This window comes from Bacteroides intestinalis DSM 17393 (assembly GCF_000172175.1).
In the GTDB taxonomy this organism is placed as follows: domain Bacteria; phylum Bacteroidota; class Bacteroidia; order Bacteroidales; family Bacteroidaceae; genus Bacteroides; species Bacteroides intestinalis.
This window is the reverse complement of sequence record NZ_ABJL02000007.1, coordinates 1,342,107-1,368,602: the sequence shown is the minus strand read 5'-3', so window position 1 is coordinate 1,368,602 and position 26,496 is coordinate 1,342,107. Positions and strand designations below refer to the sequence as shown.

Here is a 26,496-nt window from a genome sequence, read left to right as displayed (position 1 = left end):
AATCTATTTAAAAGTTAAAGTTTAATCCTACACTGAATGTACGGGAAATGGGATAACGGGACAAATCAATACCGTTAATATCCACCTCCGGATCGAAACCGGAATATCCGGTAATGGTAGCCACATTCTCACAGGAAAGGGAAAGGCGTGCATTCTCTATCTGTAACTTCTGCAACCATTGTTTCGGGAAGGTATAAGAGAGTGTGATGTTCTTCACACGCAAGTAAGATCCGTCTTCTACAAAGCGGTCGGATACACGGCAGTTCTGATTAGGATCACCGAACACGGCACGCGGCATGGAGTAGCTTGTCCCCTCTCCGCGCCAACGGTTCAGCACATCAGTCGTCTGGTTGTATGCGGCAGCCATTCCGACGTTGTCGATATTGTTGGCGTTATAAATCTTATTGCCGGCCACTCCCTGAAAGAATACGGAAAGCTCGAATCCTTTGTAAGACAAGTTGTTGTTCATTGAGAAGAACCAACAGGGATTAGGATTGCCAATCACCGTGCGGTCACTGTCGTTGATGACACCGTCGTTGTTCAAATCCCTGAAACGGATATCGCCCGGTTCAGCTCCCGGCTGCACGGCATGCGCATCCACTTCCGCCTGATTTTGGAACAAGCCGTCCGTCACGTAGCCGTAGAAGGCATTAATCGGATAGTCTTTTGCCAGCATCGTCACATACGAGTTATTGATCTGGTTGATATAGTAAGGAACCGCGCTGTTCAGGTCCTTAATCTTATTCTTATTGTACGTGGCGGTCACGTTCGTTTCCCAGCCCAGTTCTCCAGTCAGGTTGATAGTGTGCAGACTCATTTCCAAACCTTGATTGCGCACTTTACCGGCATTCGTATAAGTGGTGGTGGTATCTTCAAATCCCGATGTGATGGGGATGGATGCCTTTACCAGCATATCCCTTGTCTCTTTCAGATAAGCATCCAGTGAGAATACAATCCGTGAATTAAACAGGGACGCATCGAAACCGATATTCGTCTGTGCCACCTCTTCCCAATGAATGTAAGGATTGGCAAGCGTAGAGGAAACCAATGCGGTCTGATTGCCGCTCGTTGTTCCGAATGGATATACACTGGTGTTGTAAGATGCCAGGTAACTATAATTACCGACACTTGCCTGGCTACCCGTCACTCCATATCCTGCACGTATTTTCAGGTCGTTCACAACGTCGTTCTTCGGGAACCAGCTTTCCTGCGAAATGCGCCATGCGGCAGATACAGAAGGGAAAGTACCCCAGCGGTTCTTTTTACCGAAACGGCTGGAACCATCACGGCGGACAGTTGCCGTCAGCATATAGCGGTCTTCGTAAGAGTAGTTGATACGTGCCATGTAAGAGAGCAACGCCCATTCATTGGAACTGCCGCCAATGGCGTACATCTCCTGACCGTTATCCATTTCATGTACATTGTCGAACATGAAGACATTCTTTTGCGCATTCAGGTAATCATTCTCATTCCACTGTGCAGACGAACCCGCCATTACTCCCACACGATGCTTTTCTGCAAAGGTATGGTCAAACAGGAAATAGTTATCCCACAGATAAGTGAATGATTTATTATCGCTCTTGTAGCGTGAAGTTTCTTCCGTCGGAATAGGTTTCCAGTTATATTTCGGCGTGAAGTTATCGATGAACCAGAATTTGGCATCGTAGCCGAAAGTGCTCTTGAATTTCAGCCATTTGGTAAAAGTCAGTTCCGCCGTCAAGTTGGCAAGGAAGTTATAACCTTTCGTCTGGCTCTTGTTCAGTTGCGTAGGTCCTATCGGGTTGCGGATGCTACCGTACCATTCTGAATTACCTTCCGGACCACTCCATGAACCGTCTTCATTCTTCACCGGAAGAACGGGAAGAGCCTTCAGCGCATCACCGATATTATAACTGCCCGAATCCTTCGTATCAGTACTGAAAGTTATATTATTGGAGAACTTCAACCACTTCAGCACCTGTGCGTCGCTGTTGGACTGAAACGTAAAACGGCGATAGTTTACACTACGCACCGTACCCGACTGATCGAGAAAACCACCGGATACATAATAATGAGACTTCTCGTTTCCTCCGGAATAACTTACCGTATAGTTCTGCATCACACCCGTGCGCAGCAATTCGTCCATCCAGTCGGTACCTGCACCCAGTTCCGAAGGATTTGCCCAATTCGGGTTCGGGTTGCGACCGCTGTTCACCATCATATCATTACTCAAATCAGCATACTGGCTTGCGTTCAGCAAAGAAGGAACGTTCGTGGCATTCTGGAAAGCACAATTAGCGGATACTGACAATTTGCCTTTCCCTTCCGTTCCGCGCTTGGTGGTAATCATCACTACCCCATTGGCTCCACGCGAACCGTAAATGGCTGTAGCCGATGCGTCTTTCAATACGTCCAGGCGTTCCACATCCGCCATGTTCAGTGAAGACAGCCCCAGGTCGGTAGGCACACCGTCAATCACCACCAGCGGATCGCAGTTGTTAATGGAACCCAGACCACGAATCTTGATAGATACATTGTCACCGGGCTTTCCGGCATCCACTACTTGCACACCGGAGATGCGGCCCTGAATGGCTTGTCCCAGATTAGAAACGGGAGCATCTTTGATGTCCTTGCTTCCCAAGGAGGAAACAGCACCGGTGAGGTCACTTTTCTTCATGGTTCCATAACCGATAACCACCACTTCGTCCAGCATCTCACTGTCTTCCGAGAGTGTTACCATAATCTGCTTCTGTCCTTTCACGGGAACTTCCAAAGACTTATAGCCTACGAATGAAACTACTATAACGGCATCCGAAGGCACATTCAGCGAGAAATCGCCATCAATACCCGTTATCGTACCGTTCATTGTGTTCTTCTGCACCACACTGGCCCCGATAACGGTTTCTCCGGTCTGGTCTTTCACTACACCTTGTACTGTGATTTGCTGTGCGAACATGCACATCGGAAGTAACATCCCTATCAGACAAACCATGATTCGAAGCCTGATCGGCATTTTGTACTTTTGCATAATATAAGAGTTTAAAGTTAGTAATAAAATATAGATTCACATGCATTTGTCCCCTCCGTGAAGGAACAATGCAAATGTATCTGATAAGAGGAAGCAATAAGGGGGAAAAGAGTGAAAAAGTAGTAGTTTAAGGCGTTCATTAAGGCATAAAATACTGATAATCAATATCATCAAGAAAATACATTGTGCTAAAAAAGTAGTAAAAATATAAGCGTAAAAAAGACACTTATATGCCTTAAAAGTGTGGTTTTAGTCTCTCGACTTACCTATTTTCATTACTTCCTGTTCCAGTTGGTCACGGTCGCCCGCAGCTTTATTACGAACTTTGGTACGGTAATTATAAATGGTAGTCACAGAATAGCGCAGGAATTGGGCAATCTTCACACTGTCGGTAATTCCCAAACGGATAAGGGCGAAGATACGCAGTTCGGTACTCATTCGTTCGTTGGCCTTGGGGTAAATTTGCTCCCCTTCGGCAAGCAGGGTGTTGAAGTCTTCTACAAAAGTGGGAAACAGTTGCAAGAAGGTATTATCAAAATTGGCATAAAACTCTTTCAACTCCTCCTCTATGAACTTAGAAGATTTGATGTTTTTGTATAGCTCATCTACCTTGCCCGTAGCGGCTATCTTGCCCAGCGAACGGCGATAGTTGTCCATCTTTTCCAAATATACGGAACACTGGTCCATATAGCGGCCGATGTATTCCTCTTTCAGGTAGGAGTTTTCGGCAATGATGTGGTTGGCTTCTTTCAGTTGCAGATTGTAGCGGTGGAGTTCTTCATTCAATTCTTTCAGACGCTTGTTGGCATCTATCACTTCATGGCGTGCAGCTGCTACGCATTTCATCTGCTTATACACATAGAAGATGGCGATCAGCAGGAAGATGGACAGCAAGCTGATAGAGATTAACGCCCATTTCATTTGTTCCTGTTGCTTTTCAGCCTTTTGCTGATAAGTGTCGTTGATGAGGGGAAAGATTTGCAGGATTTCCAAAATACGCAACCGGGCGTTGCAGAACACGGCATCGTCCATACACAGTTTCAAATACGAATAGGCACGGTCTATGTCTCCTTCCTGATAGAGCAACACAGCCAGTTTCCTCAAAGAAATATATTCGCGCACTGCAGACTTCATATCTGCAATGGAGGAAAGAATCAAATACTCCTTCTCTTTTTCAGTGTCTTCTTTCAGGCGGTATGACTCTGATAAAGTGTAGGCACAGATTGCCACATCGTGCACATTGTCTATCTGCCCTGCCAGGTAGTCGGTCAATAACTGGATGGCTTTATCGAACTCGCCCCTCACATTGTGCTGGTCGGACTGAATCAGCGTGTACACTAGAAGATTATCTTTGTTGACCAGTAACAGGGAATCACGGTATCTATCCGTGATCTCGGCATAGAGTTTTTTCTCCTGTTCCGTAACGGCGTAATCGGCCATGAGCCCATAGACTGTACGGTAAATATGGTAATAATACGGGTGCAGGTCATCCGATAGATGATTGATTTGTACGTTGTGCATCAGGTCGATTGCTTCTTTATACATGCCTGCCGTGCCCATAATCTCGGCAGTGTTCATGAGGGCGTTGTCTTGATGTTCCTTGTTTTTCAGTCGCAGGGCTACCTGGTATCTCTCACGGGAAATGTAAAGAGAAGAATCAGTGTTGTAGGAACGGTATTCATCCAGATATTCCCCCAACAGGGTAAAGCGGTTTTCATCAGAAATGCGTTGTCTCAAGGCTTGTCTCAGGTCGTTCAGCTTCTTTTCTTTTTGCTTGATGTATACAGGGCGGTTTTGAATTACATGGTCCAGTTGGGATAAGAGAGAGTCTACAGCATTGTTGGCGGCATGGAGCTGACACATACATACACAACATAACAAATATAAGGATGTGACTATTTTCTTCATCTGAGTTTCGATTGGTTAAAGGTTACTTCTGCAAGAAGTTCTATGCAAAAATAAGTAAAATTTAATAGAATCCCATGCAGATAGCACTTAAATCACAATATCTTCAAAGCAAAAATGATACTTTTTTAAAAGATAAAGATACTTACATATACATGTTAGTATAGTCAACATGTATATGTAAATAGCACCGACATGCGGCAAGACAAATATTCATTTAATTAATCTAAAAAATAACCGTATTTATTTTGCTATTTCAAACATTGTTCGTTGTTTTGCGAACAACAAATAAAAGAGATATAAAGTGAAAACCAAACAGTACACAACAGAGCAGGAACAGATAGCTCGCTTTGCAAAAGCACTGGGACACCCTGCAAGAATGGCTATCCTTAATTTTTTAGTCAAGCAGGAAAGTTGCTACTTCGGAGACATTCACGAAGAACTGCCAATAGCCAAAGCGACTGTTTCCCAACACCTAAAAGAGCTGAAAGATGCCGGACTGATTCAAGGTGAAATAGAAACACCGAAAGTCAAGTATTGCATTAACCGTGAAAACTGGGAACTTGCCCGCAAGTTGTTTACCGGATTCTTCGGTGAATGTAAATGTACTTCGTGCTGTGAATAAACAGCACCTTTTTTTATAAGCAATGTTCGTTGTTCTACGAACTACGATTATATATATTATTCATTTTAAAGCTATCTGATAATGGAAATTAAAGTATTAGGTACAGGTTGCCTCAGTTGCAAAACTTTGTACGAAACCACCCAACAAGCTATTGCAGAATTAGGAAGTGATGCCACTTTGGTAAAAGAGGAAGATTTATTGAAAATCATCGAATATAATATATTAAGTTTTCCGGCCTTGGTTATAGACGGGAAAGTCGTTTCGGCAGGTAAACAGCTGTCATTGAAAGAGGTAACAGAATTACTAACCCAATAATTACATGCCATGAAAAAGTTATTCCATGTATTTATTGCAGGAATTATTTTAATTTCCTGCGGAAATGGAGCCAAAGAGAAAACAGAAACAGCAAACAGCGAAACTATGCAGAATGACCGCGTGGAAGTGCTTTATTTTCATGGAGCACAAGTATGTTTTCCGTACAAAAAGTTGTAAGCAAGTATGGAGAAATGCTAATTGCCCCGCTATTAATAGTGATTGGCGTTTATATGCTCGACATCATCAAGCTCAATTTACCTAAAATAAACTTCAGCGGGAATAAGCTGAAGAGAAAAACAAAAGGAAGCTGGAGTGCACTATTCTTAGGAATCTTATTTTCCCTTGCTTTCTGCCCTACAAGCGGAATATTCTACTTCGGCATGCTTATGCCAATGTCAGCAGCAGAAACAGGCGGCTATCTTTTACCGGTGGTTTATGCGATTGCAACCGGATTACCTGTTATCCTCGTAGCCTGGGTATTGGCATATAGTGTTGCCGGATTAGGCAAGCTCTATAACAGAATACAAGTATTCGAAAAATGGTTTCGTAAAGTGGTCGCCATCCTCTTTATTGCGGTGGGGATTTATTATGCAGTCATGTATTATCTATAAAGTAAGTTTTAACAATCAAATCAACAGTAAAGATGAAAAAGATAGAAATTTTCGACCCGGCGATGTGTTGTCCTATGGGTTTGTGTGGAACAAACATCAATCCTGAATTAATGCGGATTGCTGTCGTTATAGAAACATTAAAAAGACAAGGAATAACGGTTATCCGCCATAATCTGAGGGACGAGCCTCAGATATATGTAAGCAATCAGACCGTAAACAATTATCTTCAAAAACATGGTGCGGAAGCATTACCCATCACCCTGGTGGATGGTGAAGTGGCTGTATCTAAAACCTACCCCACCACCCGGCAGATGAGTGAATGGACAGGCACAAATTTAGACTTCATGTCTACAAAATAATATTTAAAAGAAAAAAATATAACATCACAATGAAAGCATTTAATTTATCTGATATAGACTTTACAAAATATCTCTTTTTCACAGGAAAAGGAGGGGTTGGAAAAACATCGATCGCTTGCGCTACGGCTGTGGGATTAGCAGACAAGGGTAAGAAAATACTTCTTATCAGTACCGACCCTGCTTCCAACTTACAGGATGTCTTCAACCAATCGCTTAACGGACACAGTTCTGAGATTACAGAAATACCGGGCTTGACAGTTGTCAATCTTGATCCAGAACAGGCAGCAGCAGAATATCGGGAAAGGGTGATCGCACCTTTCAGGGGAAAGTTGCCTGAAAGTGTTATCCAAAACATGGAAGAACAACTGTCAGGATCATGCACGGTTGAGATTGCCGCTTTCAATGAGTTCTCGGATTTCATTACCGATGCTCAAAAGCAATTAGAGTTCGACCATATAATCTTTGATACTGCTCCCACAGGGCATACTTTACGGATGTTGCAACTACCATCAGCATGGAGCACATTCATTAGTGAAAGTACCCATGGCGCATCTTGTTTAGGTCAGTTGTCAGGATTAGAAGAACGAAAAGAAATTTATAAAAAGGCTGTTGAAACACTTTCCGATACGGGCACAACCCGGCTAATGTTGGTGAGTCGTCCCGAAATCGCGCCATTGAAAGAAGCCGCCCGTTCTTCTCATGAACTGCAATTATTAGGAATTAAAAATCAGATACTAATAATAAACGGTGTTTTGAAACAGTTGGATAAAGACGACAGTGTTTCCAGTCAGCTGCATGAAAGACAACAGAAAGCCCTGCAAAGTATGCCCGCGGAACTATCCGGTTATCCGTTGTATCATGTTCCTTTGCGGTCATACAATTTATCCAGCATAGCGGATATCCGTCGAATGCTGTATAGCGACAGTCTTTTCAATGAGGTAAATTATAAGCCTGTGGCAGCTCCAAAAGATGTGGACGAAATGGTGGATGATCTTTATACATCCGGAAAAAGGGTTATTTTTACAATGGGGAAAGGTGGCGTAGGCAAAACTACATTAGCTACTGAAATTGCTTTAAAATTAACCCGGCTTGGTGCCAAAGTGCATTTGACAACTACCGATCCGGCAAACCATCTGAATTATGAACTTGCCGTAAGAGCCGGTATCACGGTAAGCCGGATTGATGAAGCTGAGGTTTTAGAGAAGTACAAGAACGAAGTCCGCAGCAAAGCAGCCGAAGCAGTCACCGCCGAAGACATGGAGTACATAGAGGAAGATTTACGTTCTCCCTGCACACAAGAGATTGCAGTATTCAAGGCTTTTGCCGAGATTGTGGATAAGGCTGAAACTGAAATTGTTGTGATTGATACCACACCAACAGGGCATACTTTATTGCTTTTGGACGCCACTCAAAGTTATCATAAAGAGGTTGAACGTACCCAAGGAGAAGTCACGGGGGCAGTAGCCAATCTGTTACCTCGCCTGCGTAATTCAAAGGAGACGGAAGTAGTGATTGTTACTTTACCCGAAGCAACCCCTGTCTTCGAAGCGGAACGTCTTCAGATGGATTTACAACGTGCCGGGATAAACAATAAATGGTGGGTGGTAAATGCTTGCCTCTCATTAACAGATACTCAAAATTTGTTCCTGAAAGCGAAAGCGCAAAACGAATTAGCTTGGATTAAGAAAGTAGAGCAATTATCACAGGGCAATGCAGCCCTAATAGAATGGAGAAACGTATAATGGAAAAGAAGCAAGGAATTGGATTTTTTGAACGATATCTTACCCTATGGGTTACCTTGTGTATTATTGCCGGAATTGCCGTAGGCCAATGGCTTCCGGCGATACCGCAAACCTTGAGCAAATTTGAATACGCCAATGTTTCTATACCTGTGGCAATTCTAATATGGTTGATGATCTATCCCATGATGCTGAAAGTAGATTTTCAGAGCGTTAAGAATGTGGGTAAACGCCCTAAAGGGATAATCGTTACTTGCGTTACGAACTGGCTTATAAAGCCTTTTACAATGTTTGGAATAGCCTATCTATTCTTTTATGCCATCTTCAAGGTTTTTATACCCGAAGATTTAGCTAAAGAATATCTGGCAGGTACGGTCTTGCTTGGGGCAGCTCCTTGTACGGCGATGGTCTTTGTATGGAGTCATTTAACAAAAGGTGACGCCGCCTACACGCTGGTGCAGGTAGCTGTAAACGACTTGATAATATTAGTTGCTTTTGCTCCTATTGTTGCCTTATTATTGGGTGTCGGCGGTGTCACAATTCCGTGGGATACACTGTTTCTATCCGTATTGTTGTTCGTTGTCATTCCGCTTTCAGCAGGAGTGATAACCCGGACATGGGTTATCAGACGAAAAGGAATAGAATACTTCAACCATGTATTTATCCGTAAATTTGATAATTATACGGTTGGAGGATTACTTTTGACGCTTATTATCCTGTTTTCTTTTCAAGGAGAAACAATATTAAATACCCCCTTACATATTCTCTTGATAGCCGTCCCGCTTGTCCTGCAAACAATCCTGATTTTCTTCGTCGCTTATAGATGGGCGAAATGGTGGAAATTACCCCACAATGTGGCTGCTCCGGCCGGAATGATCGGTGCAAGTAATTTCTTTGAACTGGCTGTGGCCGTGGCCATATCTCTTTTTGGCTTACAATCCGGTGCTGCATTGGCCACCGTTGTGGGTGTACTTGTGGAGGTTCCGGTAATGCTTACGCTGGTACGGATGGCAAATAAGACCCAAAAGTGGTTTCCTGAATGAACTTCTGACCGTACACAAGCCTTCCAGAAAACAGGCGTGGTCTGATCTGTAGACAGCACGTGGAATTACTTGTCAAAAGACATTCACAAGCCCCTACTATTAGTAAACCATCCTCCCAGCAGGGCTACACCCTTTTCCTCGGATAGCTACACCCTTTGAAGGTAATGGCTACACCATCCGCAAGAAAGGGTGTAGCCCTTCAAAAGTTGTGTCACAGCTATCTCCTGGGCGGGTGCAGAGCAAATTTACGATATTCCGTTCCGACATTATCATGTAACATTTTTATACTTCCGAAAGGTCTTATAAAAAGTGCTTCTTTAAATGGCTGTTAGTTGGTACGGAATTAGGGAATATCTTTTTGATGATCCGTGCAGGATTGCCGGCCACAATTGTCATGGCAGGAACATCCTTTGTCACCACACTACCGGCTCCAACAATGGCTCCGTAACCAACCTTAACGCCCGGTAGTATCGTGGAATTTATACCTATCCAAACCTTGTCTTCAATCACAATCGGACGACCGTATGTAGCATTACGATTCTCCGGATTCACGTCATGGTTAATCGTAATCAGATTCACTTTCGATCCGATAAACACCTCATTGCCTATCGTAATCCCACCTCGTCCGAAAAATGTGCAGCATTGCTGGATAAAGCATCCTTTACCGATAGTTACGGGTTTTCCATAATCGATGTAGAGTGGTGGCAGAACGGTGGTACTTGCATCCAGTTCCTTATCCAAAATACGTCCCATATATTCATGCACTACTTCGGGAGTGTGATAACCTGTATTCATTTCGGTTGCGGTCTTCATTGTGTCGAAGATGTCAGTTATCAATTCGTCATAGCCCGGCTCATTAGGTGAAACCATCTCACCGCTTAAATCTTTTGCAAAAATATCGTTCATAACTTATTTGTTTTTAATATTCTGCGGCAAAGGTACGTGAAACAGGATACATGGACTTTGTTGCACGGCTCAAAGTGTTTTGTCCAGAAGGTCATAAATAAAAAAAGCCTTGCAATGTCAAAAATTGTAAGGCTCACGATATTTTCTTATATTTCCTCTGTCGGAGGCACCCCATACATTCCCTTATATATCTTCGAGAAGTGAGAAAGGTTTTTAAAGCCCACTTCAAAACAAATATCCGACACTCTGCGTCCACCTCTCTTTATCAACTCGTGCGCGGTTTCAAGACGGCGTTGTATCAACCATTTTTGTGGAGAGAGATTGCTATATTTCTTGAAATCCCGTTTGAACGTGGAGAGACTGCGTCCCGTGTAGTTGGCTATTTCTTCTATTGACAGATCATTCATGTAATTTCGTTCCAAAAATTCAAGAATATCAATCTTCCAAGGATCGGTAAAGTCAAAAATAGAAGCATAAAGGTTCTTACTGGTATTAAGCAGTACATAAAGCCCCTCAGTCATTTTCAATTGGAGTAACTTATCTGTAGGCTGAATGTTTGAATTGAAATAAGGAGTCATTGACTCGAACAAGCTTACAATATCGGGGCGATTGGATGGTAGTTTACAAAGACTTACCTTCTCTCGTTTCGCCTCCTTGGGTATTGTATCTTTGTCTAACTGATTGTAAAAATCACGCAGGAATTTTGTGGTGAACATCAGGAAAATAGCTTTAAATTGTTCACCGTCTCTTGCCTGTTTCGTCATCTGTACGCTGAAATCCTTGCGGATAAATGCACAATCTCCTTTATATAAACGGGTGATTCTCCCCCGTTCATTGATCTCCAGTTCACCGGAATACATATAGACCAACACGTGTGAATGATTCCGATGCAGGCAACTCACTCCATCATTGAAGTACATTGCCAAAAAGATATCCGAATAACGCAGTGTATTAATTCCGTCCTCCATTTATTTTGCTCAAGTTTAATTGACTAATGCGAATCAGAAGTAGAATTAATTGAGAAGATACTTTATAAATGAATTTCAACTTCTGATTTGTATAACTAATGAAAATTCAGAAGCAAAGGTAAACAAACTCAAGAATTAAAGAACGAAATAAGTTCAAATTTTCGACAAACAATATTTATCTTTGCAACTGACGATCATAAAAATGCCATATGATGGAAAATAAAATAAATCTATGCACAAATGAAATACTAACCAAAATACCATCAACTGCAAAACTGGTATTTTACAAAATAGCGATAGAGGATGCCAACTTCGAGATTACTCCCGAATGGATTGAATGGGCAGCAGAATTAGCGCAAACCCAATATAAAACACCTCACATCATTGAATTAAGCCATAAAACCGATATGGATGACCAGATTTATTTAAGAGGGCTGACCAATGTTATTTTCGATGAACTTAATATAGATTTAAACGATATACCTACGATATGCAAATGCTATGGCATCTATCTTATAAGGCAAGGATTTGCTGAGAATAAAGATGTATATGAAATATTAACCCAACTTGCCAACCTATTTATAGTGACAAATTACTATGTATTTTACGATTTCTACACTCTTCACTTAGCATATACAGAACTAAAAAAAGAAGGAGAACAAAATTATTGGGATGGATTAAATTTCAAGAATAAGGAAGAATATATCAGAAAATATCTGGAACAATGGATAAAAAATCCCAGTAGTCAACTTTATAATAAATGGAATAAGAAATCTAAATTTCGAAAAACGGCAGAAATATATTTATTCAACCAATATACCTATTGGCTATATATTATTCTTATTTTTGCATTAGTCCTCATATTTTATTGGGGAATATATAAACTATCTTCTAATAATATAATGACAACCATTACTATATTAGCTTTTACAACTAGTGCAATAATCAAAATTATATTTGAGATTGTCAAAGTAATAAATAAAAGGAAAAACCAATAAACTCCTTATTATGTCTAAGCAGAAAGTTTTAGCAAAAATAAGAACTGCAAAAAAATGATATGCATTTCGTCATTTTAGAATATAACCTTACCTTTACTGGAAAAATCAAAATATGGAACAAAGCCTTCAAACTAACGATCAAGACAGGCAGGAATGCCCACTTACTGATATAGTGAAACTTGACGCCCCCCTCAATGAGCTACTACAGAAAGTAGCATCTACAGCAGAGATATTGGTTTATAAACAACAAAATATCAACATCAATGCTCAATGGAAAGATTGGGCTTTAGAGATGTTGATGGCCGGATATGAGACGGAAAATCTTTTTATATTAGCTGGTGAAGACATCCATTGCAATCCTTTTGAATTTGCAGAATTAACAGATAAGATTTTCGAAGAACTGCATCTTAATGAAATTGACTCAAATTCTATCATTATATTATATAGCTTATTCATAGTAAAATCAGTAATACAATCTCCTAATAAGAATAAAGTGTCTATTGCTTTGAATAAACTTGAACAAGAATGTATAAATAATGAGTATAACACCTTCTTATACGATTTTTATTTGCTATCTAATGCCATAGACGAGTTGAAAGCATTAGGGGAGCAATGGTATTGGAATGATGCATCTTTAACAAAAGAGAATTGGTATGAATATACTCTCAAGTTCTTCAAACTGTGGATAGAAAATCCTGATCCTAAATATAAAATTCTACGAGAGAATAATTGCAATGCATCTCTCCCCAAAAAGAAGAATATATTCAGTAGATTTATTTCGTATATAAGACGAAAATAAGAGATATAAAAAATAACCGGATACTTAGAATTGTGAGAGATATTATATAACTCTGATTTTAAACCCCGCGAATTCAAGGGGTTTAGAAAAGAAGTAGAGCCAACTACTACAAACAAGAAATACCCACCCATGCATACAGGTTAATTAAATACAGCCTGCACAAATTACAATATAAATCTTTTCAATATCAGAATATAACCCTACCTTTACGCAAAAATATCATTATGGCAAGATTAATGATATTAATCATTAAACGTAAATAATGAAGATTAGATATGCCTTACAAGCATCTTAAAAAGCCGAATATTTTTTATCTTCGATTAATTAAGAAATAGAAATACAATAAAAAGTTACTAAATAATATGGAACAACAAATTCAACTCAACGACCACAACAAACAAGAATACCCACCCATGCATACTTGCGAGCATATAGTTAACCGTACCATGATGAATCTTTTCGGCTGTGGACGGTCAGTATCCGCACATATAGAGAGAAAGAAAAGTAAACTGGACTATTCTTTGGAAACTGCTCCTACCGAGGAAGATGTGAAGCGATTAGAAGAAGCTGTAAATGATGTGATTGCGCAAGGATTGGATGTTACCACAGAATTCATCACGCAGGAAGAAGCACAAGGACGCTTTGACTTGAAACGTCTGCCGGAGGATGCTTCGGAAACCGTACGCATAGTGAAAGTTGGTGATTACGATGAATGCCTCTGCTTGGGAACGCACGTAAAGAACACCTCCGAAATAGGAATCTTCAAAGTGATCAGCCATGACTGGAATGAAGGAGCAAAACTGTGGAGAATGCGTTTCAAATTAACAGCGCTATAAAGCAATTTTATATAAAAACCGTACAAAACGACATAAAACAAGTAATTTTGTCAGAACTTTAGTGACATTTTGTTAATCAGCAAAACTAAAATCAATTGGCACACGTTTTGCGATTATGTTTGTGAACGACGGTTCAGGAGCTGCATGGGAGTGATTAAGAAACGATTCCCGAAAGCAGTTCAAGACCGAAAGTTCAGAACTAACCGAATGTTTAACTTAAAGGATAGGAGACTAAAATTATGATGCCTGTTAGAAGAACTCAAAATTGGTTACCAAGTATCTTCAATGATTTCTTTGATAACGAATGGATGGAAAAAGCCAATGCAACCGCTCCGGCTATCAACGTACTGGAAACGGAAAAGGAGTACAAAGTAGAATTGGCTGCTCCGGGAATGACCAAAGATGACTTCAATGTTCATATCGACGAAGACAACAATCTGGTTATCAGCATGGAAAAGAAGACTGAGAACAAGGAGGAAAAGAAAGACGGTCGCTATCTGCGTCGTGAATTCTCATACTCTAAGTTCCAACAGACCATGATATTGCCGGACAATGTGGACAAGGAAAAGATTGCAGCACAAGTAGAAAATGGCGTGCTGAACATCAATCTGCCGAAATTCTCAGCCGAAGAAAAACAGAAGAATAAGAAATCCATTGAAGTGAAATAAGGTTTCCGGTGAACCCAACAGATGAATTAATCAAGACGGGCAACTTCTTTTGCGAGAAGTTGCCCGTTTCTTTTTATATCTCCGGATGTATTTATTTTGCTTTACGCACTCCTTTCAGGAAACGATTGGTCAGCCATTTGCGTACCGGTTCGTCATAGAGTTTCAGGCAAGCATAAGCAAGGACGAAAGCTCCGACAAAGGTCAGTATCATATAAGGAAGGCCTTCGGTAATGGTCGCATTATTGTTGCATGCCCAGGCTGTATATGTATATATCAGCGGATAATGAGTGATATAAACGGGATATGAGATATCGCCCAGAAACTTACAGATACCTACAGAGCGTTTTCCCGTAACTTTGCCACCGGCTCCCATCGAAACAATGACCGGGAAGATAAAGATAATGCAAAATGCCTCATAGAGTCCATTCATCCAGAAACCATCTTCACCGCCAATACGGGGAACAGAAAGAACTATCACAATCATCAGGCTACACCACCAGAATGCGCGTTTCTTCACCCGTATGAGCCAGCCCAAGCGTGAAAGCAACAAACCTGCAAAGAACGGATAGAGCAAACGGACAAAGCCCACATATTGCTGTTCCCAATTCAATGCCCATCCGCCCACGATATCACCATTGGGCGCAGTAAGGCAGAGATGCAAAGTGGCACAGGCTGCCAGAAAAACAAGAATAGACAAAGCAACCTTGTTGAACTTACGGACAAACAGTGCGTACAGGATATTGCCGATATATTCATAATAAAGCGACCATGCCGGCCCATTCAACGGGTGCATTTCCGTCCACCCACGAATGTCCCACTTCAAAGGAAGGGGAAGTAATGTACAGCCATAGAGCATGATTATCAAAACTGTTCCGACCGATATATTATCCATATTCGGAAAACAGGGAGATTTCTGGAAGAAAAAGAAAAGCGCACCGATAATGCTACCTATAATTACCATAGGATGCAGACGGATGACACGGCGTTTGAAGAAAGTACCGATACTCATCCGGTTCCAGCGGTCATCATAGGCATAACCGATTACAAAGCCCGAAAGCATAAAGAAGAAGTCAACAGCAAGATAACCGTGATTAATGATTTGCGTGAGATGGTTGCCACCTGCATGTGCTTCGAAAAGATGGAATATTACGACCATAACAGCCGCCACTCCACGCAATCCATCCAGGATTTCATAATGCGGCTTAGAGGCGAGATAAGTTGTCTGCGTGTTCATTAGGATATCAGATATAATTAATTTGGATGCAAAAGTAGGATAAAATGTGGAATTACTGAAAGGTACATCAATTATTCTTTCTGTAACTCCTCACCGCCCACAAATTGAAGAACACCGCAAAGGCCGTCAATGCTCCCAACTGTGAAAGTAACTCCACAATGCCACCACCCCGCAGGTAAATGGTACGCATCACCTCTACAAAATATTTCAGCGGATTGAGCGCAGCAATCAGTTGTGCCCACTCCGGCATACTGTGTACGGGAGTGAACAAGCCGCTCATCAGCATCAGTATCAGCATAAAGAACCACATGACGAACATGGCCTGCTGCAACGTAGCGGAATGATTGGAAATCACCAGACCGAATCCGGAGACCACGAACAGGAAGACCACTGCAAAAAGGTATATCGTCACAAAATGCCCCACAGGAAGAATGCCATAGAGCAACCATGCCAGAAAGAAACATATCGTAAGCACAATGAAACCTATCAGCCAATAAGGTATCAGCTTGGCAAGAATAAACGTCAGTTTGGAAACAGGCGTTACATTGATCTGCTCGATAGTGCCCACTTCTTTCTCACCTACTACATTGAGCGCCGGAAGAAAGCCGCAAATCATTGTCAACAACATCACCATCAATGCCGGAACCATAAAGAGCTTGTAGTTCAGGTTCGGGTTATACAGATTCTGCGTTGAAATGCCGATCCGGGGCAATCCCATCCCGGCAGACATTGCCTTTGCCGGTGATTCCGATTGCAACTCACGGGTATAGTCATTAATGATGGAAGACAGGTACGAGCCGCCCAATCCTCCCTTTGTACCGTTCACCGCATTGACGGCAACCAGCAGGCGGGGGCTTTTACCCGTCACCCAGTTTTTCTCAAAATCGCGGGGAATCTCCAGGATAATATCCGCTGAACCGATTTCGATGGAGCGCAATCCTTCATTGTAAGTATCAGGAAGGGCCGTTGTACGGAAATAGGTGGATGCACCGATCTTATCCACAAGGCGGCGCGAAAGTACGCTGTGGTCATTATCCACAATATTCAGGTTAATGTTCTTTATCTCCAGATTTGCCGCCCAAGGCATCAGTATCATAATCATACAGGGGAAGATAAGAATCATCTTCGGCAGGAACGAGTTACGGAGCAACTGCTTGAATTCTTTTTCTATCAGAAACTTTATCATACCACCACTCTCCTATTCTAATCGATTCTTAAACTTCTTGAAACTAATCGTAATCAGCGCAACCGCCATTACAGCAAGAATACTGACTTCCGTCAATACCAGTGAGATGTCCACTCCTTCGATCATCAGCTTCCGCACAGCCTGAATGTACCAGCGGGCAGGAAGTACGGCCGAAATACCTTGAAGCAGCAAGGGCATGCTCTCTATGGGAAATATCATACCGGAGAGCAGCATGGTAGGCATCATCAGTATCAATCCCGATGCAAGCATGGCAGCAACCTGCGTCCGCGTCACCGAGGAAATCAGCAAGCCCAGAGCCAGGGAAACAAAGATAAAGAGCAGCGATACCACAATCAGCCAAAACAAGCTACCCGCCACAGGAACATCGAGCACATAGACCGAGAGCAGCAAAATCGTTGTCAGGTTGACAAACGAAAGTACAAAGTAAGGAACTGCCTTGGCAAGAATAATGAATAGCGGCTTCACCGGAGAAACCAACAATATCTCCATCGTCCCCGTCTCCTTCTCCCGAACAATGGATATGGAAGTCATCATGGCACAAATCAACATCAGGATCAGTCCCATCACACCCGGCACAAAGTTGTAGGCGCTCTTCATCTGCGGATTATAAAGCAGCTTCACTTCGGGAACAATAGTGGAAACCTGCATTCCCTCCGGAAGCATTTCGCGTCCGGCAGAGGATATGATATTGGCGGCATAACCGGTCTGTGTGGTTGCCGTATTGGGGTCGGTAGCATCGGCCACCAACTGTACACAAGCATCTCCAGTATAAACGTGATTCGCAAATTGCTCGCTGAAGATGACTGCCAGGTCAATGTCTCCCCGTCTGAAAGACTTCTCAACCTCGTCCGGAGTATTCAGATTTGTGGTGACGGAGAAATATTCACTCGCATCCAGACGGTCGATAATGCGCCGGGTGACAACATCGTTCGACGGGTCGAGAATGGCAACACGGACATTCTTCACTTCCGTGGTTATGGCAAAGCCGAAAAGGATAATCTGCACCACAGGCATACCCAGCAATATCAGCATGGTTCGCCTGTCGCGGAAGATATGGAAGAATTCCTTTCGGACAAAAGCTATAAATTGTTTCATTGTTCTTACTAATTATGTTATGAATCGGCTAATCCGCCGTACGCACCGCCTCCCGTGCCAACTGCTGGAAAACATCATCCATCGTAGCAACCTTAAATTGCCGTTTCAGTTCATCGGGCGTATCGAGAGCACGGATCATGCCATCCACCATGATAGAGATACGGTCGCAATACTCGGCCTCATCCATGAAGTGGGTGGTGACAAAGACAGTAATTCCCCGGTCGGCAGCCTGATAAATAAGCTCCCAGAACTGGCGACGGGTAGCAGGATCTACCCCACCCGTCGGCTCATCCAGAAAGACGATCTTCGGCTCGTGAAAGATGGAAACGGAGAAAGCAAGTTTCTGTTTCCAGCCCAGCGGCAGACTTTTTACCAGCGTATCACGCTCGGCACTCAGCCCGATACGTTCCAGAAGTTCATCGGTCTTGCGGGCTATTTCATCTTCTGCCATGCCGTAAATCCCGGCAAACAGCCGGATATTCTCCCACACTTTCAGGTCTTCGTAAAGAGAAAACTTCTGGCTCATATAGCCGATATTCTTTTTCACATCCTCCGTCCGTGTGGCAACATCGAAACCGGCTACGCGGACCGTGCCTCCTGTGGGATGGCTCAATCCGGTAAGCATGCGCATGGCAGTAGTCTTTCCGGCACCGTTGGCACCTAGGAAGCCGAATATCTCGCCGCGATGGACTTTGAAAGAGATATGATCCACTGCCGTGAAATTGCCGAAACGTTTGGTGAGCTTATCCACTTCGATGACATACTCATCTTTCTGTTCCACCTTGCCGTGTTCCAGCCCCGGCGGACAGAGAATGCTTGCGAACTGGTTCAGAATACGTTCCGGAGTATCTATCCCATGTATCTGCCCCTCATTGATAAAAGCAATGCGGTCACATTGGCGTGCCTCATCAATAATAGGCGTAGAGGCTATGATGGTGATACCCTGTTCCTTCAACCGGCAAAGCATCCCCCAAAACTCCTTGCGGGAAACAGGGTCTACACCTGTTGTCGGCTCGTCGAGGAAAAGCACATCCGGTTTATGGATAAGCGCACAACTCAACGCCAGTTTCTGCTTCATACCTCCGGACAAAGCTCCGGCACGGCGTTTGCGGAAAGGCTCTATTTGCTGGTAGATATCCTTCACCAATTCATAATTCTCCTCAATGGTGGTATGGAAAACAGTAGCAAAGAAGTTCAGGTTTTCTTCTACCGTCAAGTCCTGATAGAGGGAGAAACGTCCCGGCATATAGCCTACGCGACGACGAATTTCTTTATAATCCTTCGCTATATCCAGACCACACACCGAAGCATTTCCACTATCGGGAAGCAACAAGGTGGTGAGGATACGGAAAAGAGAAGTCTTCCCCGCCCCGTCAGGTCCGATAATACCGAACAACTCTCCGGAAGGAACCGTCAAGGAAACACCCTTCAACGCCTCCACCGCCCCATATTTCTTGGTAACGTTATCTACAACAACCGCATGTTCCATAAACTCATCACTTTATCACCTATCACTTTATCACTTATTAAACTCCACTCCCCCGTACATGCCTATCTTCAACAGCCCGTCATTGTGCACGGCAATCTTCACGGCATACACTAGGTTGGCACGTTCATTCTTAGTCAGGATAGTCTTCGGGGTAAATTCCGAGGTATCCGAAATCCAGGTCACTACGCCCGGATACTGCTTGTGCTCATCGGTACCGTAATCGGAGAAGACGGTTACTTTCTGTCCCAGCTTTACCTGCGACAGTTGTTCGGAGGTGATGTAAGCACGAAGATACATCTGCTCCGTATCGGCCACTTTGAAAAGCGGAGTGCCCATAGCTGTCAGTTCTCCCGCTTCGGCGTACTTTGCCAGTACAGTGCCGGTTATCGGAGAGGTGATGTGGCACTTCTTCAACTGGTCTTCCACCTGTGCCACCTGAATACCGACGGATGAACTTTGCCACGTCAGGCTCTGGTGACTGTTGGATAAGGTAGAGTTTTGCGCAACAAGTTGCTTGCGGAGCACTTCAAGCTGGTCTTCCGCATCATCCAGTTGTTTCTGGTTTGCCGCACCTACTTTTAGCAAGTTTGCCACACGATTCCGTTCGCGTTGGGCGGCAGATATTTGTTCTTTGGTGGCTGCTACCTGTTTCAGGATATCAGGGCGCTGTTCTTCGACGGATTTAATGCTCGCCTCCAGTTGCAGCTTCGTCAGGTAGAGCTGTACGGTATCTACTACGCCGACTTCTTCACCGGCCTTCAGTAACATTCCTTCTTCGATATCGAAATAAAGCAGGCGGCCCGATGCTTCGGCAGATACAAGCACTTCCGTAGTCTCAAACGTTCCTGTTGCATCATATTTCGGGACACCGTTTCCACAAGCGGAAAAGAGGGCCAATAGGGAACAAAGTCCCAGTAAATTCCTTGATTTCATAATGATCTATATTTTTATGCCTTTAATTATTCAATGTATATTTCAGATTCCAGATGTTCATCAGTAACTGCACCTCGTGCAAAGCCTTGGTTTGACGTGCCAGATTCTCAGCTGTGATTTCACGAAGCATATCGGTTACGGTCAGCGTACCGTTCTCTACTTTAGCCTCGGCAGCCTTACGGATATTGACACGCAAACGGATAATCTCATCATCATCCACCATCTGCCGGCGCATGGACTGGATGGCCGAGCTTTGTTGGGTAGATTGCAGGTTGGTATTGAACAGGAACACATCGCGGCTGGTCTCCAACTTACGGCGGTTGTTATCTATCAGCCTCCGATCATTGCGCAACGTGTAGAGGCTACCGAAGTTCCATGACATACGGACTCCCGCTACATAGTATGCGGAGAAATCATCTTTCAGCATATTCAATCGCGGATTTCCGTAAGCTCCCTGCACGAACAGCCCGAAGCGGGGACGGAAGCGCGTCTTCAATGAAGACTCCTGTACGTTCAATTGCCCGCCTTGGGCATCGAACCAGCGAAGTTCCGGACGGTTGTTCACCAATGAAGTAGATTCAAAAGTATCGGTAGGCTTCTCCAATGTAGTTCCGGAAGCGATTTCCTTTCCTATAAAGATAGAGAGCATGCTCAGATAGGCCTGTCGCGAAGATTCCAGTTCAATGCGTTTCTGCTTCGTGTTCAATATCTCCACGCTTACGGCATCCAGATCGCTCTGATTGGCAATGCCGTTTGCCATATAGTTGGATACTAGCTGATGAGTGCGTCCCAAATCTTCCTGCAAAAGCTGGTTCTGCTTCAACTGTTCGTCCAACAACAGGATACCGAAGTATAGCTGATTCACACGATCATTCTGCGCATACATATCCACTTCCTGCTTCCCGCGGTCTATTTCCGAAGTAGCCTGGGTCAGTTGCTTCTTGGAACGGATATCTCCACCGTCCCAGATATTCTGCGACACTTCCAGCATCACCTGATACTGATCTTTGGGCATACTTTTTATATCAATTCCCGGAACGTCCACAGGCAGCTTTGTGACATCACTTTGGTAGGTTGCTTTTCCTGAAATGGTGAATTGTGGCAGATAGCCTTTTCCAGCATTCTCCAAGTTATACTCCCGCGCTTTCTCTATCAAACCGTATTGCCGCACCAGCGGATAATTGGTCTGTGCCGAGTGTTGGCATTCCTCCAGCGTGAGCTGCGCATGTGCCAGCATTGCCGCAAGAACAAAGGAAAAGGAGAGAATAGTTCGTTTCATTTCCATATACATTTCTTGTTTATTTCTTTATAGGACGCAAAGATAGAGTTTAAAAGTATATGGATACATTCTATTTGTGTGTAATGATGTTCTATTTATTCGATTACCAGTATAAAAAGACAAGAAAACCCTGCATTTTCTTACCTTTGCCACAGATATAGATAAGTTAAAGAAGAAAAAGAATATGGAAAAGAGTAAGCCCATGGAGCTTGGACTTGGCGAGCTGCTGAGTAATCAAAACATTGTAAACAATAATAGTTTCCGTTTTATCAACCGTGATCTTGGCATTGTCGTCAGTTTTGCCCAAATGGATAGCATCCTCTTTAGTACAGGGAAGCCTTACCGCACCAGAGAAAGCAGAATCATCCGGATACTGAAAGGTGAAGCACGGATCTCCATCAATCTGATAGAATATAAGGTAAAGGAACCAATGATTATTATCAGTCCTTGCAACTCACTAATAGAAATTATAGAAATCAGTGAGGATTACGACTTTCAGGTCATTGTTCCTGATAATAACTTTCTGCCTATCTCACAGGGAGGTGCACTGACGGATTCGTACACAAAGCATGGCATTTTCATCTCGCCCACAGAGGAAGAATTGCCGCAAATCGATGCTTTCTTTTCAATGTTATGGGATACTGTGCACAAAGTCCCCTTCCGCCGGGAAGTGGTGCAACACTTGATTATAGCGTTACTCTATAATATAAGGTATATCCATGCAAAATGCGAGGAGTCTGCCCCGCTGCATCTCTCACGCCAGGAAAAGGTGTTCCGTCGCTTCATCGGGTTGGTTAATGAACACAGTAAACGTGAACGTACCATCAGCTTCTATGCAGATAAACTGTGCCTGACTCCTCATTATCTGAGTACGGTTATTCGTGAAGTAAGCGGGCAGACAGTAATGCAGTGGATTAACCAAGCCATTATTCTTGAAGCAAAAGTGCTGCTGAAACACAGTGATTTGTTGGTATTCCAAATCTCGGATGAATTGGGATTCCCAAATCCGTCATTCTTCAGTAAATTCTTTAAACGGATGACGGGAATGACACCGGCGGAATATCAAAAGAATACATAATACAGCGAATGGAAGAACAGAGTCTGCAACCCAAGCCTCTAAAACGCCACACCTGAGCGGGGCAAATGCCACACCTGAGCAGAACAAACGCTACACTTCACGCTCGTCCAAGTGTGGCATCGGCACCGCTCAGGTGTGGCATCGCGGGCGTTGAACCACAGCATTGAAAAACATTCAACTGAAAATGAAAAACTTTCATCTTATAACAAGATGATACGTTTCTGCATAATATCCATCAGTTGTGCCTTCAGCAACCTAGCATTGATAGGCTTGGGCATATATCCGTCGAATCCGCTTTCCATTACCTTCTGTTCATCCGAAGCATAGGCAAAGGCTGTAACGGCAATGATAGGAATCTTTGCAGAATATTTGCGGATCTCCCGGGTAGCTTCGTACCCGTCCATTACAGGCATATTGATATCCATCAATACAATCTGAGGATTATGTTCCCGGAACATTTCTACAGCCTCCATACCGTCCCAAGCATGAATCAAATGATAGTCGTACTTCAGGATGGATTCAAAAAGCTTATAATTGCTTGCATTATCTTCTGCAACCAGTATGGTCAGTTTGTTTCTTTCTATCGAAACGGGTTGAATATCTTTGGGCATCTGTTTCTTGTCTTCCTTCACAGCCGGTTTGTAGGGAAGCGTAAACCAGAAAGTAGAGCCTTTACCCTCTTCCGATTCCACACCGATTCTGCCACCCATACGTTCTATCAGTGTTTGGCAGATAGAAAGCCCCAATCCGGTTCCCTGGGCAAAAGAGTTCAGCTTGACGAAACGCCCGAAAATGTTTTGTTGCTTATCCTTCGGAATTCCACATCCGGTATCGGCTACATAGAAATACAACTCATTCTCCCGCATTTCATAGCCAAAACGAATGCTGCCTTTTTCGGTAAACTTAATGGCATTTGTCACAAGGTTAATCATCAATTGGGACAAACGGTTCTTTTCCGTATAAACCATACATGGCCCGGCAGGTTCCACAAACTCCAGTTTCACCGCATCCGTCTTCACTCTCAACAAGAAACCACGCTCCAGTTCCCTCATCAACTCATTCAGTTCAATATTAGAGTAATTCAACTCCAACGTTCCCGCCTCAATCTTCGACAAATCAAGAATATCACTGATGAGTTGCAGCAACAAGGTATTATTGTTCTCGATGATGCTGACATATTCCTGCTTTTCCTGTTCTTCTTCGGTAGACGCCAATATCCCCGAGAAACCGACAATAGCATTCAACGGGGTACGGATTTCATGGCTCATATTGGCCAGGAAGGCCGACTTTAAGCGATTGGATTCTTCGGCAAGCTCTTTTGCTGTCGTAAGTTCTTGTTCCATTTTCTTCCGGTTGGTGATGACAAGAGACGAGCCTATCAAGGTTAATGGCTTTCCATCCTCATCACGGGCTTCTACGGCGGCCTGTGCCTCCACCCACTCCACCTTGTGCAGATTGTTTTTCTGCACATTGACGATACGGTATTCTTCTTTCACTTTTTCCGCCCGTCCTTCTATCAAGTCCCGATAGGCCTGTTTCACCCGTTCACGGTCTTCCTTGAAGATTTTTGAGAAATACTGAGAATCGGGCACAGATAGTTGTGAATCTTCCACCTCCTGTTCGTCAGTACTCAGTTCAATCGGTCTATTGATATCACACAGGATTGTTTTGCTCTTCAGATCCCACTTCCAGGGTACGATATTGGCAACTTCAAGAGCCATGGCCAGTTTACTATTGGTAGCACTCAGCTTTTGCTGTGCTTTGTGCAGTTCTGTGCTGTTCAGGCAGAAGATATCAATCATATTTCCCTGATGGGTTCCTTTCAATACCACATCGTAAAAAGTATCGATGGCTTTAAAGTAGTAAGGGAATGTAATGGCTCTTTTCTCGGTCAACGCCATCTTTGTGAAGTGCAGGAATTCGGGCATGGATTCCGGGAATATCTCACTCCCTTTTCTGCCTATGACTTCTTCCTTACGATAGAAATGTTTCTCAAATTCTGAATTTACATTCCGGTAAATTAATTCAATGGGATTGCCGTTCTTATCGGTCACCAGTTCTTCCTGCATATAAAGTAAAGGCATATTGTTCACCAGCATTTTGTAGGTAGCCATTGCATCTATCTCGTTCTGTTGTGCTTTCTTTAATGCATTCAGATTGTGAATACGATATAGGAAGAACAGTGTAATAAGCAAAATAGAGAAGAGAGTTCCCAAGATGAAATACCGGTAATGCTCCCAAAATGTAAGCGGTTTATTCAGAAAACGGGTATTGGCAGGACATGCGGAAAGAGAAATCCCGTTACGCGCCAGTATTTCATAATTAATAATGGGTGCCCCATCTGTGGGAATATAGCAAGGAATCTGACGTGCCTGTTTGTCTTTCAATACATCCGAAATGGTCTGAATCAATGCCGCATCATACTGATCCTGATTGTAAGTATATCCACCCAACATACCTTCTTTTCCACTGGTTATATTTACCATACTAAGAGAAAAGATAGGAACGGAGGTAGCAGCTATAAGCTTGTGAGAATTAGTGGCTAACATGCTGTTACCGGCAAATGTGTATTTGTAGAACCATGAAGCGAACAGAACTCCCGTCGTTTTAGTGTCTACGAAATACAGGGAGTCCAACAACTGATTGGTTGTCATATTTTCAGCAGACCAAAATCGATACTTGATTTCCGGATATTTCGTATTCAGTTCTTGCTGGATAAGTGCGGAGTTGTCTTGATTGACTTTGCGCCCGTCACCTATAAATATAAACTCTTTCATTCCGGGAATCATCTGTTTCATTAGGCGAATGTTTTCCGGGATATACAAATCAGCGTACAGATAAACTAAATTGTAGGGGTCAACCAAATAAGAAAGAGGAGTTCGTTCTTCTGGTATGGAAGGCCGCCTGTGGATATAAGCTTCATAAGAATCCAAATAATCTTCCTGTGCACAAAGTACAATGGGAATATCTCCCCAAGCTTTTCTATATTCATCCCGCAACAACAATGCCGAATTTCCCAGCAATAACAGCATACGCGGAGAAAGATCTTTGTATTTATCGAATATATTGCGTTTGGATTCTTCCAGAATAGAATCATTTTCAACCAGAAGCATATTCAGATGCTCTACGTAGAGAGTAATTTCAGGGTCTTTTTGAACGAATTCCGTAACGTTGGAAATGAGCCGACTACTCCAAGGGGATGATTCCGTATATGAGTTTATACAAAGGATATAACTTTTACCATCTATCGTATCTTTTTGTGCAAAAGCCGAATTCATAGACAAGAGATAGAAAAACAGAAATAGGAAATATTTTTTCATCTGTACCAGAAGAATTTTATGTTATGCGAAATATTTGTTTGTTTCATTTTGCAATGCAAAAATAGCAAAAAAAGAAGAAATA

Annotated in this window: 22 protein-coding genes and 1 pseudogene; 12 read left to right on the top strand and 11 right to left on the bottom strand. The window is 43.0% G+C overall.

Annotation, left to right across the window (positions count from 1 at the left end; translation table 11 throughout):
* Positions 1-7 precede the first annotated feature (7 nt).
* Positions 8-3,007: a SusC/RagA family TonB-linked outer membrane protein gene (locus BACINT_RS09060; RefSeq protein ID WP_007662432.1), complete on the bottom strand. Its 3,000-nt coding sequence runs from the start codon at positions 3,005-3,007 to the stop codon at positions 8-10.
* A gap of 249 nt (positions 3,008-3,256) precedes the next feature.
* Entirely contained in the window at positions 3,257-4,915 is a 1,659-nt protein-coding gene (locus BACINT_RS09055; RefSeq protein ID WP_198136848.1) for a DUF6377 domain-containing protein, read from the bottom strand.
* Positions 4,916-5,216: 301 nt separating this feature from the next.
* On the opposite strand from BACINT_RS09055, the gene BACINT_RS09050 reads away from it, so the two are divergent.
* From BACINT_RS09050 to arsB, 7 genes and pseudogenes are all read left to right on the top strand, one after another.
* Entirely contained in the window at positions 5,217-5,537 is a 321-nt protein-coding gene (locus BACINT_RS09050; RefSeq protein WP_007662428.1) for an ArsR/SmtB family transcription factor, read from the top strand.
* Between the two features lie 81 nt (positions 5,538-5,618).
* A complete protein-coding gene (locus BACINT_RS09045; RefSeq protein WP_007662426.1) occupies positions 5,619-5,852 on the top strand; it encodes a thioredoxin family protein in 234 nt (77 codons plus the stop codon).
* Positions 5,853-5,861: 9 nt separating this feature from the next.
* Positions 5,862-6,029: a hypothetical protein gene (locus tag BACINT_RS23630; RefSeq protein ID WP_007662425.1), complete on the top strand. Its 168-nt coding sequence runs from the start codon at positions 5,862-5,864 to the stop codon at positions 6,027-6,029.
* Positions 6,002-6,463, top strand: a pseudogene (locus BACINT_RS09040) (urease accessory protein UreH domain-containing protein); the annotation flags it as partial. The gene BACINT_RS23630 and the pseudogene BACINT_RS09040, both read left to right, overlap by 28 nt.
* A gap of 32 nt (positions 6,464-6,495) precedes the next feature.
* Positions 6,496-6,822, top strand: coding sequence for an arsenite efflux transporter metallochaperone ArsD (gene arsD, locus BACINT_RS09035; RefSeq protein ID WP_007662423.1), 327 nt, complete (start codon positions 6,496-6,498; stop codon positions 6,820-6,822).
* A 29-nt stretch (positions 6,823-6,851) separates the two neighbouring features.
* The gene (gene arsA, locus BACINT_RS09030) at positions 6,852-8,564 is read left to right on the top strand and encodes an arsenical pump-driving ATPase (protein ID WP_044154850.1); all 1,713 of its coding nucleotides are present in this window, start codon (positions 6,852-6,854) and stop codon (positions 8,562-8,564) included.
* The gene (gene arsB, locus BACINT_RS09025) at positions 8,564-9,604 is read left to right on the top strand and encodes an ACR3 family arsenite efflux transporter (RefSeq protein WP_044154849.1); all 1,041 of its coding nucleotides are present in this window, start codon (positions 8,564-8,566) and stop codon (positions 9,602-9,604) included. The genes arsA and arsB overlap by 1 nt, the downstream gene beginning before the upstream one ends.
* A 300-nt stretch (positions 9,605-9,904) precedes the next feature.
* On the opposite strand, the gene BACINT_RS09020 is transcribed toward arsB, so the two are convergent.
* Together BACINT_RS09020 and BACINT_RS09015 are read right to left on the bottom strand one after the other, a co-directional pair.
* Complete coding sequence (locus BACINT_RS09020; RefSeq protein WP_007662418.1) at positions 9,905-10,510, bottom strand: DapH/DapD/GlmU-related protein; 606 nt, start codon at positions 10,508-10,510, stop codon at positions 9,905-9,907.
* A gap of 146 nt (positions 10,511-10,656) precedes the next feature.
* Complete coding sequence (locus BACINT_RS09015; RefSeq protein WP_007662416.1) at positions 10,657-11,478, bottom strand: helix-turn-helix domain-containing protein; 822 nt, start codon at positions 11,476-11,478, stop codon at positions 10,657-10,659.
* Positions 11,479-11,687: 209 nt separating this feature from the next.
* On the opposite strand from BACINT_RS09015, the gene BACINT_RS09010 reads away from it, so the two are divergent.
* The 4 genes from BACINT_RS09010 (at position 11,688) to BACINT_RS08995 (ending at position 14,779) form a co-directional block, all read left to right on the top strand.
* Positions 11,688-12,476: a hypothetical protein gene (locus BACINT_RS09010; protein WP_007662414.1), complete on the top strand. Its 789-nt coding sequence runs from the start codon at positions 11,688-11,690 to the stop codon at positions 12,474-12,476.
* A 112-nt stretch (positions 12,477-12,588) separates the two neighbouring features.
* Positions 12,589-13,275 (top strand): hypothetical protein, encoded by a 687-nt coding sequence (locus BACINT_RS09005; RefSeq protein ID WP_007662412.1) that lies wholly within the window; start codon positions 12,589-12,591, stop codon positions 13,273-13,275.
* 362 nt (positions 13,276-13,637) lie between these two features.
* Positions 13,638-14,111: an alanyl-tRNA editing protein gene (locus BACINT_RS09000; protein ID WP_007662410.1), complete on the top strand. Its 474-nt coding sequence runs from the start codon at positions 13,638-13,640 to the stop codon at positions 14,109-14,111.
* Between the two features lie 239 nt (positions 14,112-14,350).
* Positions 14,351-14,779, top strand: coding sequence for an Hsp20/alpha crystallin family protein (locus BACINT_RS08995; RefSeq protein ID WP_007214301.1), 429 nt, complete (start codon positions 14,351-14,353; stop codon positions 14,777-14,779).
* A gap of 91 nt (positions 14,780-14,870) precedes the next feature.
* Here the strand turns inward: BACINT_RS08995 and BACINT_RS08990 are convergent, their stop codons facing one another.
* The 6 genes from BACINT_RS08990 to BACINT_RS08965 all read right to left on the bottom strand — a co-directional run bounded on the left by BACINT_RS08990 (position 14,871) and on the right by BACINT_RS08965 (position 22,022).
* Entirely contained in the window at positions 14,871-16,013 is a 1,143-nt protein-coding gene (locus BACINT_RS08990) for an acyltransferase family protein (protein WP_007662407.1), read from the bottom strand.
* A 67-nt stretch (positions 16,014-16,080) separates the two neighbouring features.
* Positions 16,081-17,199: an ABC transporter permease gene (locus BACINT_RS08985; protein WP_007662405.1), complete on the bottom strand. Its 1,119-nt coding sequence runs from the start codon at positions 17,197-17,199 to the stop codon at positions 16,081-16,083.
* 12 nt (positions 17,200-17,211) lie between these two features.
* Complete coding sequence (locus BACINT_RS08980) at positions 17,212-18,315, bottom strand: ABC transporter permease (protein WP_007662404.1); 1,104 nt, start codon at positions 18,313-18,315, stop codon at positions 17,212-17,214.
* A 28-nt stretch (positions 18,316-18,343) separates the two neighbouring features.
* Positions 18,344-19,804: an ATP-binding cassette domain-containing protein gene (locus BACINT_RS08975; protein WP_007662403.1), complete on the bottom strand. Its 1,461-nt coding sequence runs from the start codon at positions 19,802-19,804 to the stop codon at positions 18,344-18,346.
* 30 nt (positions 19,805-19,834) lie between these two features.
* Positions 19,835-20,737 carry an HlyD family secretion protein gene (locus tag BACINT_RS08970; RefSeq protein WP_007662402.1) on the bottom strand — a complete coding sequence of 301 codons (903 nt, stop codon included), beginning with the start codon at positions 20,735-20,737 and terminating at the stop codon, positions 19,835-19,837.
* A gap of 22 nt (positions 20,738-20,759) precedes the next feature.
* Positions 20,760-22,022 (bottom strand): TolC family protein, encoded by a 1,263-nt coding sequence (locus tag BACINT_RS08965; protein ID WP_044154968.1) that lies wholly within the window; start codon positions 22,020-22,022, stop codon positions 20,760-20,762.
* A gap of 178 nt (positions 22,023-22,200) precedes the next feature.
* Between BACINT_RS08965 and BACINT_RS08960 the strand changes: the two genes are divergently transcribed.
* The gene (locus BACINT_RS08960; RefSeq protein ID WP_007662398.1) at positions 22,201-23,094 is read left to right on the top strand and encodes a helix-turn-helix domain-containing protein; all 894 of its coding nucleotides are present in this window, start codon (positions 22,201-22,203) and stop codon (positions 23,092-23,094) included.
* A 200-nt stretch (positions 23,095-23,294) separates the two neighbouring features.
* Here the strand turns inward: BACINT_RS08960 and BACINT_RS08955 are convergent, their stop codons facing one another.
* Positions 23,295-26,414, bottom strand: coding sequence for an ATP-binding protein (locus tag BACINT_RS08955; RefSeq protein ID WP_007662397.1), 3,120 nt, complete (start codon positions 26,412-26,414; stop codon positions 23,295-23,297).
* Positions 26,415-26,496 lie beyond the last annotated feature (82 nt).

Bases quoted from the DNA above. Each gene is read 5' to 3' on its own strand.
- BACINT_RS08975 (WP_007662403.1), bottom strand. From the start codon at position 19,804: ATGGAACATGCGGTTGTTGTAGATAACGTTACCAAGAAATATGGGGCG.
- arsD (WP_007662423.1), top strand. From the start codon at position 6,496: ATGAAAAAGATAGAAATTTTCGACCCGGCGATGTGTTGTCCTATGGGT.
- BACINT_RS09020 (WP_007662418.1), bottom strand. From the start codon at position 10,510: ATGAACGATATTTTTGCAAAAGATTTAAGCGGTGAGATGGTTTCACCT.
- BACINT_RS09000 (WP_007662410.1), top strand. From the start codon at position 13,638: ATGGAACAACAAATTCAACTCAACGACCACAACAAACAAGAATACCCA.
- BACINT_RS08965 (WP_044154968.1), bottom strand. From the start codon at position 22,022: ATGGAAATGAAACGAACTATTCTCTCCTTTTCCTTTGTTCTTGCGGCA.
- BACINT_RS08990 (WP_007662407.1), bottom strand. From the start codon at position 16,013: ATGAACACGCAGACAACTTATCTCGCCTCTAAGCCGCATTATGAAATC.
- BACINT_RS23630 (WP_007662425.1), top strand. From the start codon at position 5,862: ATGAAAAAGTTATTCCATGTATTTATTGCAGGAATTATTTTAATTTCC.
- BACINT_RS08955 (WP_007662397.1), bottom strand. From the start codon at position 26,414: ATGAAAAAATATTTCCTATTTCTGTTTTTCTATCTCTTGTCTATGAAT.
- BACINT_RS08970 (WP_007662402.1), bottom strand. From the start codon at position 20,737: ATGAAATCAAGGAATTTACTGGGACTTTGTTCCCTATTGGCCCTCTTT.
- BACINT_RS09060 (WP_007662432.1), bottom strand. From the start codon at position 3,007: ATGCAAAAGTACAAAATGCCGATCAGGCTTCGAATCATGGTTTGTCTG.
- arsA (WP_044154850.1), top strand. From the start codon at position 6,852: ATGAAAGCATTTAATTTATCTGATATAGACTTTACAAAATATCTCTTT.
- BACINT_RS09015 (WP_007662416.1), bottom strand. From the start codon at position 11,478: ATGGAGGACGGAATTAATACACTGCGTTATTCGGATATCTTTTTGGCA.
- BACINT_RS08985 (WP_007662405.1), bottom strand. From the start codon at position 17,199: ATGATAAAGTTTCTGATAGAAAAAGAATTCAAGCAGTTGCTCCGTAAC.
- BACINT_RS09045 (WP_007662426.1), top strand. From the start codon at position 5,619: ATGGAAATTAAAGTATTAGGTACAGGTTGCCTCAGTTGCAAAACTTTG.
- arsB (WP_044154849.1), top strand. From the start codon at position 8,564: ATGGAAAAGAAGCAAGGAATTGGATTTTTTGAACGATATCTTACCCTA.
- BACINT_RS08980 (WP_007662404.1), bottom strand. From the start codon at position 18,315: ATGAAACAATTTATAGCTTTTGTCCGAAAGGAATTCTTCCATATCTTC.
- BACINT_RS09010 (WP_007662414.1), top strand. From the start codon at position 11,688: ATGATGGAAAATAAAATAAATCTATGCACAAATGAAATACTAACCAAA.
- BACINT_RS09055 (WP_198136848.1), bottom strand. From the start codon at position 4,915: ATGAAGAAAATAGTCACATCCTTATATTTGTTATGTTGTGTATGTATG.
- BACINT_RS08960 (WP_007662398.1), top strand. From the start codon at position 22,201: ATGGAAAAGAGTAAGCCCATGGAGCTTGGACTTGGCGAGCTGCTGAGT.
- BACINT_RS08995 (WP_007214301.1), top strand. From the start codon at position 14,351: ATGATGCCTGTTAGAAGAACTCAAAATTGGTTACCAAGTATCTTCAAT.
- BACINT_RS09005 (WP_007662412.1), top strand. From the start codon at position 12,589: ATGGAACAAAGCCTTCAAACTAACGATCAAGACAGGCAGGAATGCCCA.